This window comes from Rheinheimera pleomorphica, from assembly GCF_011634895.1.
Classification (GTDB): Bacteria; Pseudomonadota; Gammaproteobacteria; order Enterobacterales; family Alteromonadaceae; genus Alishewanella; species Alishewanella pleomorphica.
Genome location: NZ_SIRR01000006.1, coordinates 35,758 through 52,043, shown reverse-complemented (window position 1 = coordinate 52,043; position 16,286 = coordinate 35,758). Strand labels below are relative to the sequence as shown.

At 51.6% G+C, this 16,286-nt stretch carries 13 protein-coding genes; 11 read left to right on the top strand and 2 right to left on the bottom strand.

Annotated features, from left to right (window positions below):
* Positions 1-3: 3 nt before the first annotated feature.
* The gene (locus EYB30_RS06645) at positions 4-819 is read right to left on the bottom strand and encodes a DUF2884 family protein (RefSeq protein WP_166838137.1); all 816 of its coding nucleotides are present in this window, start codon (positions 817-819) and stop codon (positions 4-6) included.
* Between the two features lie 341 nt (positions 820-1,160).
* Here EYB30_RS06645 and EYB30_RS06640 point away from each other — a divergent pair, with 341 nt between their 5' ends.
* From EYB30_RS06640 to EYB30_RS06620, 5 genes are all read left to right on the top strand, one after another.
* Positions 1,161-2,750 (top strand): M12 family metallo-peptidase, encoded by a 1,590-nt coding sequence (locus EYB30_RS06640; protein WP_166838136.1) that lies wholly within the window; start codon positions 1,161-1,163, stop codon positions 2,748-2,750.
* A gap of 65 nt (positions 2,751-2,815) precedes the next feature.
* Entirely contained in the window at positions 2,816-4,309 is a 1,494-nt protein-coding gene (locus EYB30_RS06635) for a M23 family metallopeptidase (RefSeq protein WP_166838135.1), read from the top strand.
* 183 nt (positions 4,310-4,492) lie between these two features.
* Complete coding sequence (locus EYB30_RS06630; protein WP_166838134.1) at positions 4,493-6,304, top strand: assimilatory sulfite reductase (NADPH) flavoprotein subunit; 1,812 nt, start codon at positions 4,493-4,495, stop codon at positions 6,302-6,304.
* Positions 6,304-8,022, top strand: a complete 1,719-nt coding sequence (gene cysI / locus EYB30_RS06625; RefSeq protein ID WP_166838133.1) for an assimilatory sulfite reductase (NADPH) hemoprotein subunit — start codon at positions 6,304-6,306, stop codon at positions 8,020-8,022. Before EYB30_RS06630 ends, cysI begins: the two co-directional genes overlap by 1 nt.
* Positions 8,006-8,767 (top strand): phosphoadenylyl-sulfate reductase, encoded by a 762-nt coding sequence (locus EYB30_RS06620; RefSeq protein WP_166838132.1) that lies wholly within the window; start codon positions 8,006-8,008, stop codon positions 8,765-8,767. Before cysI ends, EYB30_RS06620 begins: the two co-directional genes overlap by 17 nt.
* Positions 8,768-8,770: 3 nt before the next feature.
* Here the strand turns inward: EYB30_RS06620 and EYB30_RS06615 are convergent, their stop codons facing one another.
* Positions 8,771-9,169 carry an META domain-containing protein gene (locus EYB30_RS06615; protein WP_166838131.1) on the bottom strand — a complete coding sequence of 133 codons (399 nt, stop codon included), beginning with the start codon at positions 9,167-9,169 and terminating at the stop codon, positions 8,771-8,773.
* 197 nt (positions 9,170-9,366) lie between these two features.
* Here EYB30_RS06615 and ahpC point away from each other — a divergent pair, with 197 nt between their 5' ends.
* From ahpC to cysN, 6 genes are all read left to right on the top strand, one after another.
* Positions 9,367-9,933 (top strand): alkyl hydroperoxide reductase subunit C, encoded by a 567-nt coding sequence (gene ahpC / locus EYB30_RS06610; protein ID WP_166838130.1) that lies wholly within the window; start codon positions 9,367-9,369, stop codon positions 9,931-9,933.
* A 179-nt stretch (positions 9,934-10,112) separates the two neighbouring features.
* The gene (gene ahpF, locus EYB30_RS06605) at positions 10,113-11,657 is read left to right on the top strand and encodes an alkyl hydroperoxide reductase subunit F (protein ID WP_166838129.1); all 1,545 of its coding nucleotides are present in this window, start codon (positions 10,113-10,115) and stop codon (positions 11,655-11,657) included.
* Positions 11,658-11,918: 261 nt separating this feature from the next.
* The gene (locus EYB30_RS06600) at positions 11,919-12,206 is read left to right on the top strand and encodes a hypothetical protein (RefSeq protein WP_166838128.1); all 288 of its coding nucleotides are present in this window, start codon (positions 11,919-11,921) and stop codon (positions 12,204-12,206) included.
* Positions 12,207-12,451: 245 nt separating this feature from the next.
* Positions 12,452-13,873: a siroheme synthase CysG gene (gene cysG, locus EYB30_RS06595; protein WP_166838127.1), complete on the top strand. Its 1,422-nt coding sequence runs from the start codon at positions 12,452-12,454 to the stop codon at positions 13,871-13,873.
* A gap of 10 nt (positions 13,874-13,883) precedes the next feature.
* Positions 13,884-14,795, top strand: a complete 912-nt coding sequence (cysD, locus tag EYB30_RS06590) for a sulfate adenylyltransferase subunit CysD (RefSeq protein ID WP_166838126.1) — start codon at positions 13,884-13,886, stop codon at positions 14,793-14,795.
* A complete protein-coding gene (gene cysN / locus EYB30_RS06585; protein WP_166838125.1) occupies positions 14,795-16,240 on the top strand; it encodes a sulfate adenylyltransferase subunit CysN in 1,446 nt (481 codons plus the stop codon). Before cysD ends, cysN begins: the two co-directional genes overlap by 1 nt.
* Positions 16,241-16,286 lie beyond the last annotated feature (46 nt).

Here is a 16,286-nt window from a genome sequence, read left to right as displayed (position 1 = left end):
TTGCTAGTTAAACAGGTGAAATGCCGTTTTGTTATTCACGCTGACGTCGATTAAATCGTACTGCTGCATTTGCGGTATTGCCTGCTGGATCTGGCTTTCCAGCACATCAAGCTGCTGCAGATTGGTGCACATACTGTCGCCACGCTGCTCCAGTGCTTGCGCTTGCACATCCATCCGCGCTTCTAAATCTTCGCCAAAACGCTCCATCCGCTGGCCAAAGGCTTCCATCCGCTGTTCAAAAGTACCTTCACCGCTGGCCATTGCTTTGCCAATAATCGTAAAGATACTGCCCATCGAGCTGGTAACGGCTTCTTCAATCGCTTGTTCAAATTCCGGGCCAAATGCCTGATCGATATTGTCGAACCGGCTACCGTAGATATTAATAGTGTCACCGCTACGCTCTACGACACCGGCGGTGGTGGTACGAATTTTTTCCAGCGCGGTTTGCAGCGCGGGATGCTGTTGCAGTGTTTCACCGGTTAGCTCTGTCAGCACCGAATTAACCGCGTCGGCCGCCAGCACCAGCGCGTCTTCTACCAGTGCTACCGTTTCCAGCGTTTGGCTACGGATACCGGCCTGATAATCACGTAATAATGCCTGGGTCTGACTATCGGTAGTAACCGCTTTGCCATCTAACCACAGCTGGCCGTTGTCACTAATACGCCACAGCTCAGTGCCCTGCTCCAGCATCGCCACCTGGCTGCTGTTGATGGTCAAATCTTTGTCAAAGCTGATATTGCAGCTATGGTTGTCGTGCGCCATCACAGCGCTGCTAATACTGGTTAACATAAAACCGCTGGCGATAAGTAAGCTTTTCATATTGATTATCCTTGTTGGCATGGCCACTGTTGATTACGCTTCTAGCATTACAAACTTAATGCCAAAATTAACTATTTGTTTTTTATTATTTTTATTAAAAGCCACTCCCACAAAAAGCCCCCAAATTAGTAAAAATGACCAAAAAGTAGTGTTTATTGCTACAGGCGTTAGCAGCATACGGTTGACATCACCGGGAAAAGTTGAAAAAATGCGCAAGTTAATATTATATTAATCAAGTTAATAGAAAGTGTTCCTATAATACTTAAACCCGCTGTTAACGCAGCCAGCCCCACCTCTGGCTTACAGCAATAACAATTAGCCTCTTACTTAAAGGACATCCGATGAAATTTGCGTTACTTGGCGCAGCGTTACTGTTTAGTGTCGCCGCCCATAGCCAAAGCGAACTGTTATTTGAAACGCTGGAGTATCAGCAACATAGCACTAAAGCACTTAAAGGTGCACCTGCTCATGCTGCCAGCCATACTGCCATTAAAGTGCGTATTAACAAGACGTTACTTGCCAAACAACGGCTGCAGTTTAAGCGCTCGGCAAAAACTGCACGCCAACGTGAAGCTTTTAGCCTCAGCTTGCCCGATGGTAGCGTGCATGACATTGTTATTACCCGGGTTACCAACAATACCAATAACGGCTTTTCACTGTTTGGCCATATTAGCGGCCAGCCGCAGTATAAAGTGGCGCTGAACAGTGTTAATGACACCGCCTTTGCCGGCACGGTGATGCTGGATGATATCAGCTATAAAATTATGCCTGCCGGTGATGGCCTGGCGTTAATTGAGCCTATTGTTGGTGAAGAACATCAATGTGGCGGCGGCCAGACCGACCATGCACTGGAGCAGCAAATTAAAAGCCAGCTAACCCCACAGCTGGAGCAGTTAAACCAAACACAGACACTGAACAGCACAGCGCCAAGCCAGATAGATGTGATGCTTATTTATACTGCCGCCGCACGCAGTGGTGCCGGCGGTACTAATAATATGCAAGCACTGGCGCAGCAATCGGTAGATCAGATGAATTTATCGCTGCAAAACAGCGCCGTTAATGCCCGGGTTAATCTGGTGTATGCCAATGAAATTGCTTACCAGGAAACCGGTAATGGCTATACCGATCTGGACTGGGTTACCAGTAACAGTACCGTTGCCCGCCTGCGCGACCAGTATGCCGCCGATTTAGTGGGCATGATCCTGGAAAACCCGGGCAATCTGTGTGGTTTAGGCTGGTATATGGGCACCCCCAGTGTCAGCTTCGCGTCACGCGGCTTTCAGATCACCCGCCGCAGCTGCGTAGGCGGCTGGACCATAGCGCACGAGTTTGGCCACAATATGGGCTTACAGCACGACCGGGCCAACGCCGGCGGCACACCTGGCCCAACGCAGTACAACTATGGGCATATACTGGCGAACAATACCCACACTATTATGGCGTATGGCAGCTCTTGTAACTGGTGCCCGGCCATTAACCATTTTTCTAACCCGGACGTGTACTACAACGGTTATGCCACCGGCAGTGCCTATCACAACAATGCACGACGCTTAAACGATACCCGGGCCATAGTGGCAAACTTTCGCCAGGGCGATAGCAGCACACCACCGGATGACGATTTTCAATACCAGGAAAGCAGCTACCTTAACGCCCGTAGTTACGCCATTATGCCGAAAAACAACTACGGCTATTACTATGCCAAAGCCGGTTTGCAACAAGCAGAACTCAGCGTAAATGCTAATGGCGCAGCCGATTTTGATTTATACCTGCAACGCTGGAACGGCTATCAGTGGGTAACGGTTGCCAACAGCACCTCGCCCGGCAATGACGAGCGTATCAGCTATAACGGCAGCGCCGCTTACTATCGCTGGTATATCTACAGCTACGCCGGTGCCGGTACTGCAACCCTAAGTTACAACCTGCCGCAATAATGTATGCCGCCGGCAGTGCCGACGCTGCCGGTAGGCAACCAGACTAGCTCCTAACAGGTGATAATATGAAAACCGCCGTTTCTTTCGCTTTGGCTGCCAGCCTCAGCTTTGGCAGTGCCGCCGCTACCCTACCAGGCACTGCACCACAGAGTATCAGCAAACAACAGTTGCTATACGACTACGACGAAATGTTAAATTTTGACCTGAAGCAATACTTACAGCAGCACGCACCGCATCTGCTGGACCACGTCGAGGCCATTTCACACTATGCCGGTTACTCATCGATCAGCCCGAAACTGCTGCTTGCTTTAATGGAGCAACAATCGGCCGCTTTGTCTAAACCGCACACGGCTGACCAGCTACAGCAGCCTTTTGCAAATTTATCTACCAGGCAAGGCTTTGTTGCCCAACTGGCAGATGTCAGCAACAGGTTGACGCAAGCGTTTTATCAGGGCCATGCCTACCACAAGACCGGAAAAAATGAAAAACACACCAGCGATAAAGATGCCCAGCGTGCTATTGAGCAATTATTCGCTGATCAACATCTTAGCCGCCGCAGCCCGCAGGCGACAGAACTGACGCAGCAAGATTCCCGCCGTTTAACGGCGTTGTACAAAAGGCTGTTTAGCCAAGTGGCTAATGACAGCGACACTTTACCGCCACAACACCAAGCACAACCAACTCAAGTGCAAAACGGTGATATTGCAGATATTAACCAGTATTTTCAGCTGCCTTTTCCAACGGGTGAATACTGGCGTAACGGTGGCAGCCATACTCACTCTGGCAGCGGCAGTTATCCGCAATCGTCACTCGACTTTAACCGCGGTGGCAATTGGGGCGACAACTTAAGTTATATTTGGGTAGCAGCTGCCGCGCCAGGCGTTGTGAAGTATCACTCGTCCTGCTTTATGGAGATTATTCATCAAGATGGTTGGTCTACCACTTATTATCATTTATCAAATATTCAGTACGGCACCGGTGCTTATATTGAGCGTAATGTGCCGATAGCCAACTACGCCAGCTACAAAGGCCAGGCGCTGTGTAATGGTGGCGCGTCCAGCGGGCCGCATTTACATTTTTCAATGAAAAAAAATGGCCAGTACTACCACTTAAATGGCATGCGTTTCTCAGGTTACGCGGTGCAGGCTGGCCGCAGTAGCTACGACGACAGTTGCAGCTATTTCTGGTTAGCCAAAGACGGCTATCGTTATTGTGCTTGGTCGCGTATTTACAACGCCGGCGTAAGCCAGAGCGTGCCGCCGGATAATACTAACCAGTACAGCGGTTATCTGGCGCACCGCGCCAGCCAAATTCAGCCTGACGGCAGCTGGTTTTCTTACAGCGGAGGGCGTATCAGCGCCAGCCTGACCGGACCGGCCAATGCTGATTTTGATTTACGGCTTGAACAATGGAACGGTTACAACTGGTACAGTGTTGCCGTGTCTGAAACACCTTCATCAGCTGAACAGCTTAGCTATCAGGCTGGCTCGGGTTACTTCCGGCTGGTAGTGCTTTCATATGCGGGTGCCGGCAATTACCAACTAACCTTAAGCCGTTAATTGCAACCTGCCTTAATAGCCAGGGTGCTATTAAGGCAATTCTGGGTAAGGTAATTTTCGGCTGTAATGGCGCTAGCAGCCGTTTTTAATTACTTATTGGAATAAAGAAGAGATTTCCATTCTTTTACCGGCATACATATAGATGGCTAAAATGCCCACAATTCCAGTGTGGCAGGATCTATTATGCTTTTATCTTCGTTAGTGGCGCAGGCCAGTCCGTTATCCGAGCAGCAGGTACAACAGCTGCAGGGCTTAGTCAGCCAGTTAAACCCTATTCAGCAGGCCTGGGTCAGTGGTTATCTGGCGGCCAGCGCCCAACTGGCCGGGCAAGTCGCCGGCCAGGCAGCCCCTGCGGTGGCGACAGCCAGTGCCGGCCTGACCATTTTATTTGGCTCGCAAACCGGTAATGCCCGTCATGTTGCTGAGGCCTTAGCTAAACAAGCGCAAGGCAAAGGCATAACAGCTAAAGTGCTGGATATGGCCGAGTACAAAACCAGCCAGCTGAAAAATGAGCAGTATCTGGTTATTGTTACCTCGACCTACGGCGAAGGTGAGCCGCCGGAAAATGCCATTGGTTTGCACAATTTCTTATTCAGTAAAAAAGCGCCCAAACTCACCGGCTTAAAATATGCGGTGCTGGGGCTAGGTGATACCAGCTATGAGTTTTTCTGTAAAACCGCGCAGGACTTTGACCAGCGTTTAGCGGAGTTGGGCGCAACGTCAGTACAAGCCCGCGCTGATTTAGACGTTGATTATCAGGCACAGGCCGATAGCTGGAGCGGCGAAGTTATTGCCAAACTGGAGCCTGAGCTGAAAGCTACTGCCGCGCCGTCAGCCCAGGTTATTGCCTGGCCCGGCGTGGATACGGCCGGCAGCGTCAGCCAGTACAGCAAGCAAAACCCGTTTGCAGCCGAGCTGTATACCAACCAGAAAATCACCGGCCGCGATTCCACTAAAGATGTGCGCCATATTGAAATTTCATTAGCCGGCAGTGGTTTAACTTACCAGCCGGGTGACGCGCTGGGCGTGTATTTTAGCAATGACGAGGCACTGGTACGTGAGCTGCTGTTGTTAACCGCAATAGCCCGCGATACGCCGGTACAACTGGCAGGTGAAACCCTGGCCATTGAGCAGGCGTTAACCGGGCAACTGGAGCTGACGCAGTCTTATCCGGCCTTTGTCGAGAAATACGCCGCAGCCACCAACAACGCGGCGTTATCTGAACTGGCAAGCGACAAAGCCGCACTGCGCGCCTATATCAGTGAGCGGCAGATCATTGATATCGTGCGCGACTACCCTGGCTTACTTAGCGCGCAGCAACTGGCCGATGCGCTGCGTAAACAACAACCACGGCTGTATTCTATTGCCTCGTCACAAGCCGAAGTGGAAGACGAAGTACACCTAACTGTGGGTGTAGTGCGTTATGATGCCTACGGCCAGCCACATTTAGGCGGCGCTTCGGGCTTTTTGGCCGAACGCTTAGCCGAGGGCGACAAGGTTAAGGTGTTTGTTGAGCAGAATAATAATTTCCGCTTACCGGCCAACGACGACACGCCGCTGATTATGATTGGCCCCGGCACCGGCATAGCACCGTTTCGTGCTTTCCTGCAAGAACGTGATGCCCGTGGCGCCAGCGGTAAAAACTGGTTGTTTTTCGGCAACCCGCATTTTACCCAGGACTTTTTATACCAGCTGGAACTGCAGAATTACCTTAAACGCGGCCTGTTAACTAAGCTTAATGTCGCCTTTAGCCGCGATCAGGCAGCTAAGGTGTATGTGCAGGACAAGCTGCGCCAACACGGCAGCGAAGTATGGCAATGGCTGGAGCAAGGCGCCCACCTGTATATTTGCGGTGACGCCAACCGCATGGCCAAAGACGTGCAGCAGGCGCTTATTGATATAGTGCAACAATATGGCGGCAAAACCGCTGAGCAGGCGCAGGCCTATTTAGACGAATTACGTGTCGCCAAACGTTATCAGAAGGATGTGTATTAATGAGCCAGTATCCAATTAAGCCAGAGCTAGTCGCACCGGGTGCACTGTCTGATAACGAACGCTTAAAGGCAGAAAGTGAACATTTGCGTGGCACTATCGCCGCCGATCTGAAAGATGACATCACCGGCGGTTTTAACGGCGATAATTTTATGCTGATCCGTTTTCACGGCATGTATCAGCAGGATGACCGCGATATCCGCGCCGAGCGCACCGCACAAAAGCTGGAACCGCTACACAATGTCATGCTGCGCGCGCGGATGCCGGGCGGCATTATTACGCCACAGCAGTGGCTGGCAATTGATAAATTTGCGCAAGAAAAAACCCTGTACGGCAGCATTCGGTTAACCACGCGCCAGACGTTTCAGTTTCACGGCGTATTAAAGCCGAACATTAAACCAATGCACCAGTTTTTACACAGCATTGGTATCGACTCTATTGCCACCGCCGGTGACGTAAACCGTAACGTGCTGTGTACTTCTAACCCGGTCGAGTCTGAGCTGCACCAGCAGGCGTACCAGTGGGCGGCAAAGATTAGCGAGCATTTACTGCCGAAAACCCGTGCCTATGCCGAAATCTGGCTGGATGAAGAAAAAATTGAAACCACCGAAGTGGAGCCAATTTTAGGCGACAACTATTTGCCGCGTAAGTTTAAAACGGCGGTAGTGATACCGCCGCATAACGATATCGATGTGCATGCTAACGATTTAAGCTTTGTCGCTGTAGCGGAAAATGGTCAGTTAATCGGCTTTAACGTGCTGGTGGGCGCTGGCCTGGCCATGACCTGGGGCGATACTGCCACCTATCCACGGATGGCGGACGATTTGGGCTTTATCCCGCTCGAGCATACGTTAAAAGTGGCCGAGCATGTGGTCACAGTGCAGCGCGATTATGGCAACCGCTCCAACCGTAAAAATGCCAAAACCAAATACACTATCGATCGCATCGGCCTTGACGCCTTCCGCGCTGAAGTGGAAGCGCGCACCGGCGTGGCGTTTGCACCGGTACGGCCTTATCAGTTTACCAGCCGCGGCGATCGCATTGGCTGGGTGGAAGGCATCGACGGTAAGCACCACTTAACGCTGTTTATTGAAAACGGCCGTATTCTGGATTTCCCCGGCAAGCCACTGAAAACCGGCCTGGCAAAAATTGCCGCTGTGCATCAAGGCGATTTGCGCATGACCGCGAACCAGAACCTGATTATTGCTGGTGTACCTACGGAACAAAAAGCGGAAATTGAGGCCATTGCCCGTGCCCATGGCTTAATTGATGACAGCCACAGCGAGCAGCGCAAAAACTCGATGGCCTGCGTCTCGTTCCCGACCTGCCCGCTGGCGATGGCCGAAGCTGAGCGTTATCTGCCAGAGTTGGTCAGCAAAACTGAAGCCTTACTGGCTAAACATGCCATTGCTGATGAGCATATTGTGCTTAGGGTCACCGGCTGCCCGAATGGCTGTGGCCGCGCCATGCTGGCCGAAGTGGGCCTGGTCGGTCGCGGGCCGGGTAAATATAACCTGTATCTAGGTGGTAACCGCGAAGGTACCCGTATTCCACGCCTGTTGCTGGATAACGTCGGCGAGACGGATATTCTGGCCACCTTAGATGGCTTAATTGGCCGCTGGGCTGCTGAGCGCCATGCTGACGAAGGCTTTGGTGATTTTGTAATAAGGGCCGGGGTGGTAAAACCGGTAGTGGTGCCAAAAGATGACTTCCATAGCTAAAGTGGCCGATACCGATTACCGCAATATTTTGCAGCAAGATGGAGCCACACAGCAGGCATGGCTGGCTGAGATAAACCATTTGCTAACACCGCTCAGCGCCGCTGAACGGGTGCGCTGGGCATTGGCGAACCTGCCGCAGAGCCCGATGCTAAGCTCCAGCTTTGGCATTCAGGCGGCGGTGATGCTGCATCTGGTAACACAGCAGCAGCCGGATATTCCGGTGGTGTTAACCGATACCGGTTATTTATTCCCGGAAACCTATCAGTTTATTGACCAGTTAACGGAACAGCTAACACTAAACCTGAAAGTGTACCGGGCTAAGCTTAGCCCGGCCTGGCAGGAAGCCCGTTTTGGTAAACTGTGGCAAAGCGCCGACGGCATTAAGCAGTACAACCAGCTGAATAAAGTTGAGCCGATGCAGCGCGCGCTGCAGGAGCTTGGCGTAGGCAGCTGGTTTACCGGCCTGCGCCGCAGCCAGAGCAGCAGCCGTGCCGACAAAGACATCGTCGAAATTAGCCGCGGCGTGGTGAAAATTCAGCCGATTATCGACTGGAGCAATAAAGACGTGTTCTATTACTTAAAAGAACACGGCTTAAGCTACCACCCGCTGTGGGAGCAAGGCTATGTCTCGGTCGGTGACACCCACTCCACCCGCAAGCTGGAGCTGGGCATGAGCGAAGAAGACACCCGCTTTAATGGCTTCGGCCGTGAATGCGGCCTGCATATCGACGGTGATGGTATCTAGCCATCACCGGCTGTTTTGCTGCTGTGTTTCTGCGCTAAACCGGTATTCAATGTCATCTTTGCGCAATACCAACACCTTATCTTCAACACTTAGCGCAGGTTTGTTCTGCAAAAACTGCATAAAGGCCTGCTCGCGCGCCATTGCCTGCTCGCTGCACGCCATCATGGTACCGGCCAGTTGAGAAACCACCAGCTCGCCCTTATCTACACTGAAGCTGCCCATAGCCCGGTTACAACCGGTAAAACCGCTGAGCCGGTCCTGGTCAAACTGCAGGCTAAAGGCTTTGTCGCCCGCGCCCGGGTTAAGTTGCAAGTACTGGCCCTTGGGCAAGGCAGCTGGCTGACAGGCACCCAGCGTAATGGCGGCGCATAACAACGAGAACTGGCGGATTGAGGTGAGCATAGAAACTCCTGTGGCGTAAAAAGGCCGAACTATGGTGCCTGAGTATAGTTAAGTGCCAGCTGAACAACTGTGATAATTTTTTAATCATAAAAATTGATTAAAGTAATTTGTTTTATTCGTTTTGACAAACATCATCAGCAGGTTAAACTGCATGGCGTTGAAACATGAACTGTTAACTAACCGAAAGGAGCAAGACTATGTCTTCTATTATCAACACTAAAGTTAAGCCGTTTAAAGCGACTGCCTTCCATCAGGGTAAATTTGTTCCTGTTTCAGATCAGGATTTACTGGGCAAATGGTCTGTAGTGGTATTCTACCCAGCTGACTTCACGTTCGTATGTCCAACTGAGCTGGGCGATCTGGCAGATTTCTATGCTAAGTTCCAGGAAATCGGTGTAGAAGTGTATTCAGTATCTACTGACACCCACTTCACTCACAAAGCGTGGCACGATGCGTCTGACACCATCAAGAAAATCAACTACCCAATGATTGGCGACCCAACAGGTACTATTACCCGTAACTTCGGTGTAATGATTGAAGAGGAAGGCCTGGCCCTGCGTGGTACTTTCGTGATTAACCCGGAAGGCGAAATCAAAGTAGCTGAAATTCATGACCTGGGTATCGGCCGTAGCGCTGCTGAACTGTTCCGTAAAGTACAGGCTGCTCAGTACGTTGCTAACCACGACGGCGAAGTATGTCCAGCGAAATGGACTCCGGGCGAAGCCACTCTGGCGCCGTCACTGGACCTGGTTGGTAAAATCTAACTTTGCTACAAGCTGCAGGCAACTGCAGTGCCGGAAGCGGCAAACAGCTCCTGTCTTAAGAAGCTGTTTCCAGCTTCCCCACTGCTAACACCCTTGTTTGCACGGGCTGGTTAACCCCAGCCCGACCTTAGCGGCTGACTTTTTTTCGCACTATCTGAATTACGCACAACGGAGTTACCATGCTAGATACTAACCTGAAGCAAACACTTAAAACCTATTTGCAGAACCTGAAAACACAAGTTGAGCTGGTGGTATCTTTAGACGATAGCGCCAAAGCCAATGAAGTGAACACGCTGGCAAACGAGATTGCCGAATTATCTGATTTAGTGTCATTGCGCCGCGATGACAATGCCCTGACCCGCAAACCGGCCATGCTGGTGCGCTCCGTGGCGAACGATACCCATATCACCTTTGCCGGTGTGCCGCTGGGCCATGAATTTACCTCCTTAGTGTTGGCATTGCTGCACTCTGGTGGCCATCCCATCAAGGTCGAAGCCGATATTATTGAGCAGATCCGCCAGTTACCCGGTAGTTTTGCCTTTGAGACCTATGTGTCATTAAGCTGCCAAACTTGTCCGGAAGTGGTGCAGGCGCTGAATATTATGGCAGCGATAAACCCGAACATTACTAACGTAATGATTGACGGCGCTATGTTCCAGCAGGAAGTGGCCGACAAAAACATTATGGCTGTGCCGTCAGTGTATTTAAACGGCGAGCTGTTTTCGCAAGGCGCCATTACGCTGGAAAAAATCATCCAGAAAATCGACGTTAACGCCGAAAAACGCCAGGCCGAAGCATTAAAAACCAAAGCCGACTTCGACGTATTAGTGGTTGGTGGTGGCCCGGCTGGCGCTGCAGCCTCTATTTATGCTGCCCGTAAAGGCTTAAACACCGGTATTGTTGCCGAGCGCTTTGGCGGGCAGGTAGCCGATACCGTCGGTATCGAAAACTTTATTTCAGTGCAGTACACCGAAGGGCCGAAGCTGGTAAACAGCTTAGAAGCCCATGTGCGTGAATATAGTGTCGATATTATGAATAACCAGCGCGCGGTAGCGCTGCGTAAAGACGGTAAGGTACAGCTGGAGCTGCAAAACGGCGCTGTGCTAAACAGCAAAACGGTCATTTTAAGCCCGGGCGCACGCTGGCGTGAAATGAACGTACCCGGCGAGCAGGAATACCGCGGCAAAGGCGTAGCCTACTGCCCGCACTGCGATGGCCCGTTGTTTAAAGGCAAAAAAGTCGCGGTTATTGGTGGCGGTAACTCCGGTATTGAAGCCGCAATTGACCTGGCTGGTATTGTCGAGCACGTTACCGTACTGGAATTTGCTGCCGAACTGCGCGCCGATGCCGTGCTGGTGAAAAAAGCCAATTCGATGGGTAATATCACTATTATCACTGAAGCCCAAACCACTGAGGTGACCGGTGATGGCAGCAAAGTAAACGGTATTAACTACACTGACCGCAAAACCGGTGACAAACATCATATTGAACTGGCCGGTATCTTTGTTCAGATAGGTTTAGTGCCAAATACCGAATGGTTACGCGGTGCGGTGGAATTATCGCCACGTGGTGAGATTATCGTCGACGAGCGCGGCCAGACCTCAATACCTGGCGTATTTGCCGCCGGTGATGCCACTACAGCGCCGTATAAGCAAATAATTATCGCCATGGGCTCGGGCGCTAACGCCGCCTTAGGTGCCTTTGATTATATGATTCGTAATTAAGTTAGCCGTCACTAACTGATCGTTAACTAAGCAGATTACGTTAAACCTTTAGCTTCACTCTCTCTGTAGCTTTAACGGCAACTTCGGTTGCCGTTTTTTTTGCCCACACTGTCAAACCCAACAGCTGCAAAAAGTTCTGTATATTACAATACTGGCATTCAGGATTTTATCGCCCGTCAACTGCCATAATCAGTATCAGCGTTAACGGCTGCGAACAAAGCTACCGCTAACGCTAACGCTATTGTTGAAGAGTGTTCCATTATGAAAAAAAGTTTGCAAGCAATCAGATTAACTGCGCTATCCGTAATGCTGGGTGCGGCTCTAATTTATTTTAGCGCCACTGTGCTAACAAGCACGGCTTTTGGCTCAACATTCTGGCTAAATAGTGGTTTTGTACTGCTGAATATTTTGGCTTTCATTGAAAGAGAACAACTTTGTAACTCTGCAAGCGCTTTTTTACGCGCAAAAAAGGACAATCCACTGTTAAATACCTTAACTGTGCTAGCCTTATTATGCTTTTGCGCGGCAGTTTATACATATAGCGCATAACACAGGCAGCACTTTAATACCTGCATAGTCTGGTGCACGCTTCAATAGCTTTAATGGCAACTTCGGTTGCCGTTTTTTTGCCGGCGTATTATACCCTGCACCGCTCTTCTTATTCCAAACTTGTCATTAATTCCTTTTAGTTATATCTGAGCGTAATTAACTATTTTATAAAAGCCATGCAGACGGCTATTCTGGCTGGCATAAGCTACATTTTAAACGCCAAAGTGCTAAGTGCCGGAGTCCCTGTGCAGTATTTACCTCTTTTTGTAAAGTTAACCGATAAAGCGGTGCTGATTGTCGGCGGCGGCTCGGTCGCGCTGCGCAAGGCCGGTACCCTGCTTAGCGCTGGTGCTAAGTTGACGGTAGTGGCACCAGACTTCGCCGATGAATTCTTACAATGGCAGCGCGAAGGTAAAGCCGAGCTGATAAACGGCTACTTTGCGCCGGAATTGTTAGACGGCAAGCTTCTGGTGATCGCCGCGACCGACAATGATGCGGTAAACGCCGCCGTGTATGACGCCGCCAGCGCGCGCAATATGCTGGTGAACACGGTAGACGATCAGCCCAAATGCGGTTTTATTTTTCCGTCGATTATCGACCGCAGCCCAATATTAATTGCCATTTCCAGCTTTGGCACGGCACCGGTGCTGGCGCGCCGCCTGCGGGAAAAACTGGAAGCGCTGCTGCCACAGCATTTAGGCCCTCTGGCACAACTGGTTGGCCGCTTTCGCGAACAGGTAAAAGCGAAAATAAGCGGCTTTGCCGCCCGGCGGCAATTCTGGGAGCAGGTATTCGATTCTGACGTGGTGCGTGATGTGCAGACCAATCAGCTGCAAAGTGCCGAGCAGCGCCTGCACACTATGCTAGAGCAGCCACAAAATCAGGCCGGTGAAGTGTATGTGGTCGGTGCCGGCCCCGGCGATCCGGAGCTGTTAACGCTAAAAGCGCTGCAACTGATGCAGCAAGCCGATGTGGTGGTGTACGACTATTTAGTGTCGCCGCAGATCATGGAATTGGTGCGCCGTGATGCCGAGCGCCTTTGTGTCGGTAAAAAAGCCGGCGCCCACTCGGTACCACAGCAGGACACCAACCAGTTACTGATTGATTTAGCCCTGGCCGGTAAAAAAGTCTGCCGCTTAAAAGGCGGCGACCCGTTTATTTTTGGCCGCGGCGGCGAAGAAATTCAGGCGCTGCTGCCACATAACATCGCTTTTCAGGTGGTACCCGGTGTTACCGCCGCAGCTGGCTGCGCCGCTTATGCCGGTATACCGCTGACACACCGTGACTATGCCCAGAGCGTGCAGTTTGTTACCGGCCATTGCCGGCCCGATGGCAGCGAGCCCGACTGGCAGTGCATGAGCAAAAGCAACCAGACACTGGTGATTTATATGGGCCTGATGAAGGCGGCGCATATTCAGCAACAGCTGATTGCCGCCGGCCGCAGCGGCGATACGCCGGTGGCCATTATTGAAAACGGCAGCCGGCCAGAGCAACGCATTGTCACCGGCACGCTGTACCAGCTGGCCGACTTGGTCGCACAACATCAGGTCAGCTCGCCGGCGTTGCTGGTGATAGGTGAAGTGGTGGCACTACAACAAGATTTACATTGGTTTGGTCAACGGCCGCAAGCGGCGGTATTTGGCCAGACTCTTACCCGGATGGCATAAGGATCAACACATGTCTGAGTTAGCAGGTGCGCTGTCGCATTTACAGCAGCTGGAAGCCGAAAGTATCCATATTTTCCGTGAAGTGGCGGCTGAATTTAAAAAGCCGGTAATGCTGTATTCAATTGGTAAAGACTCATCGGTATTGCTGCACCTGGCGCGTAAAGCCTTTGCGCCGGGCAAAATTCCATTTCCGTTGCTGCATGTTGATACCGACTGGAAGTTCCGCGAGATGATTGAATTTCGCGACCGTTTAGCCAAAGAGTACAACTTTGAGCTGCTGGTGCACAAAAACCCGGAAGGCTTAGCGATGAACATCAACCCCTTTGTGCATGGCAGTGCTAAGCATACCGATATTATGAAAACCCAAGGCTTAAAGCAGGCGCTGAATAAGTACGGCTTTGACGCTGCTTTTGGCGGGGCACGGCGTGATGAAGAAAAATCACGGGCGAAAGAGCGGGTGTACTCGTTTCGCGACAAACACCACCGCTGGGATCCAAAAAACCAGCGGCCAGAACTGTGGAATTTATACAACGGCGCCATTAACGAAGGTGAGAGTATCCGGGTGTTTCCGCTGTCGAACTGGACCGAGCTCGACATCTGGCTTTACATTCTGCAGGAAAATATCGACATAGTACCGCTGTATTTAGCCAAGCCACGGCCAGTGGTTGAGCGCAGCGGCAGCCTGATCATGGTGGATGATGAGCGTATGCCGCTGGACGCTGGCGAAGCGCCGCAGCTAAAGTCGGTACGCTTTCGCACCCTGGGCTGCTACCCGCTGACCGGCGCCATTGAGTCAACCGCCGACACCCTGGAAGGCATAGTGGAAGAAATGCTGCGCGCCCGCACATCGGAGCGCCAGGGCCGGGTGATCGATCAGGATCAGTCGGGTATGGAACTGAAAAAACGCGAGGGCTATTTCTGATGACTGTAGTAAATTTCACGCCGGTTACCTCGTTAAACGAGCAACTAAACAGCTTAGGTATTCGTGGCTATTTGCAGCAGCACCAGGATAAAGGCCTGCTGCGGGTGCTAACCTGCGGCAGCGTCGATGATGGTAAAAGCACCTTGATTGGCCGCCTGCTGCACGATAGCCAACAACTGTATGATGATCAGCTTGATGCCTTAAAGCGCGACCATAAAGGCCGCAACAGCGAAGGCGAGTTAGAGCTGGCGATGCTGGTTGATGGCCTGCAGGCCGAACGCGAGCAAGGCATTACCATAGATGTGGCTTACCGGTATTTTTCTACCACCGAGCGTAAATTTATTCTGGCCGACACGCCGGGACATGAGCAATACACCCGCAATATGGCCACCGGCGCGTCCACCTCAGATGTGGCAATTTTGCTGATAGATGCCCGCTACGGTGTACAAACGCAAACCCGCCGCCACAGCTTTATCTGCTCTTTGCTGGGTATTAAGCATTTAATTGTCGCAGTAAATAAAATGGATATCGTCGGCTACAGCGAAGCTACCTATAACGCCATCAACCAGGATGTGCAGGCGTTAATGGCGCAGCTGCAGGTGCCCACCGTAGATGTGGTGCCTATCAGTGCCCTTAAAGGCGAAAATATTTTAACCTTATCGGCCAATATGCCCTGGTATAGCGGCACTGCCTTACTGCCGCTGCTGGAAACCCTGCCTATTCCGCAGCGTGGCGGCGCAGCGACACGCTTTCCGGTGCAGTATGTAACCCGGCCCGACTTAAACTTCCGTGGTTTTGCCGGCAGCCTGGTCAGTGGCCGTCTGGCGGTTGGCCAGGCAGTAACCGCCTACCCGTCTGGTAAAAAAAGCACCATTAAGCAGATTGTCAGCTTCGAGGGTGATCAGCCATCGGCCATTGCCGGCCAGGCCATAACCGTGACGCTAAACGATGAAATTGATATCAGCCGTGGTGACTGGCTGGTGCCGTCAGACGACAGCATAACACTGACCAACCGGGCGCTGGCGTATCTGGTGTGGTTTAACGATCAGCCACTGCAGAGCGGCCGGCTCTACGATATAAAGCTGGCAACGCGCAAAAGCAGCGTCAGCATTAACCGCCTGAACCATAAGGTAAATGTGAATACCTTAACGCAGGAAGCGGCCGAGCAGGTGGCAATGAACGACATTGCTTTGGTTGAGCTGGAGCTGACCGAAACTCAGCCACTGGACACCTTTAAAAACCAGCCGGGTACCGGCAATTTTATTCTGATTGACCGCTTAACCAATGCCACTGTCGCGGCGGGTATTATCCAGAACGTGCTGGCAGAGGAAAAACCGGTTGCCACTGATATCAGTGCCTTTGAACTGGAGCTAAATGCGCTGATCCGCAAACACTTCCCGCATTGGGGAGCACAAGATGTGCGTGAGCTGTTTAACAAAGCATAGTGAGCGCTTATTATCAGCACTGTCGTGCTGGTATGTCTGCCACTGA

Bases quoted from the DNA above. Each gene is read 5' to 3' on its own strand.
- EYB30_RS06645 (WP_166838137.1), bottom strand. From the start codon at position 819: ATGAAAAGCTTACTTATCGCCAGCGGTTTTATGTTAACCAGTATTAGC.
- EYB30_RS06640 (WP_166838136.1), top strand. From the start codon at position 1,161: ATGAAATTTGCGTTACTTGGCGCAGCGTTACTGTTTAGTGTCGCCGCC.
- EYB30_RS06635 (WP_166838135.1), top strand. From the start codon at position 2,816: ATGAAAACCGCCGTTTCTTTCGCTTTGGCTGCCAGCCTCAGCTTTGGC.
- EYB30_RS06630 (WP_166838134.1), top strand. From the start codon at position 4,493: ATGCTTTTATCTTCGTTAGTGGCGCAGGCCAGTCCGTTATCCGAGCAG.
- cysI (WP_166838133.1), top strand. From the start codon at position 6,304: ATGAGCCAGTATCCAATTAAGCCAGAGCTAGTCGCACCGGGTGCACTG.
- EYB30_RS06620 (WP_166838132.1), top strand. From the start codon at position 8,006: ATGACTTCCATAGCTAAAGTGGCCGATACCGATTACCGCAATATTTTG.
- EYB30_RS06615 (WP_166838131.1), bottom strand. From the start codon at position 9,169: ATGCTCACCTCAATCCGCCAGTTCTCGTTGTTATGCGCCGCCATTACG.
- ahpC (WP_166838130.1), top strand. From the start codon at position 9,367: ATGTCTTCTATTATCAACACTAAAGTTAAGCCGTTTAAAGCGACTGCC.
- ahpF (WP_166838129.1), top strand. From the start codon at position 10,113: ATGCTAGATACTAACCTGAAGCAAACACTTAAAACCTATTTGCAGAAC.
- EYB30_RS06600 (WP_166838128.1), top strand. From the start codon at position 11,919: ATGAAAAAAAGTTTGCAAGCAATCAGATTAACTGCGCTATCCGTAATG.
- cysD (WP_166838126.1), top strand. From the start codon at position 13,884: ATGTCTGAGTTAGCAGGTGCGCTGTCGCATTTACAGCAGCTGGAAGCC.
- cysN (WP_166838125.1), top strand. From the start codon at position 14,795: ATGACTGTAGTAAATTTCACGCCGGTTACCTCGTTAAACGAGCAACTA.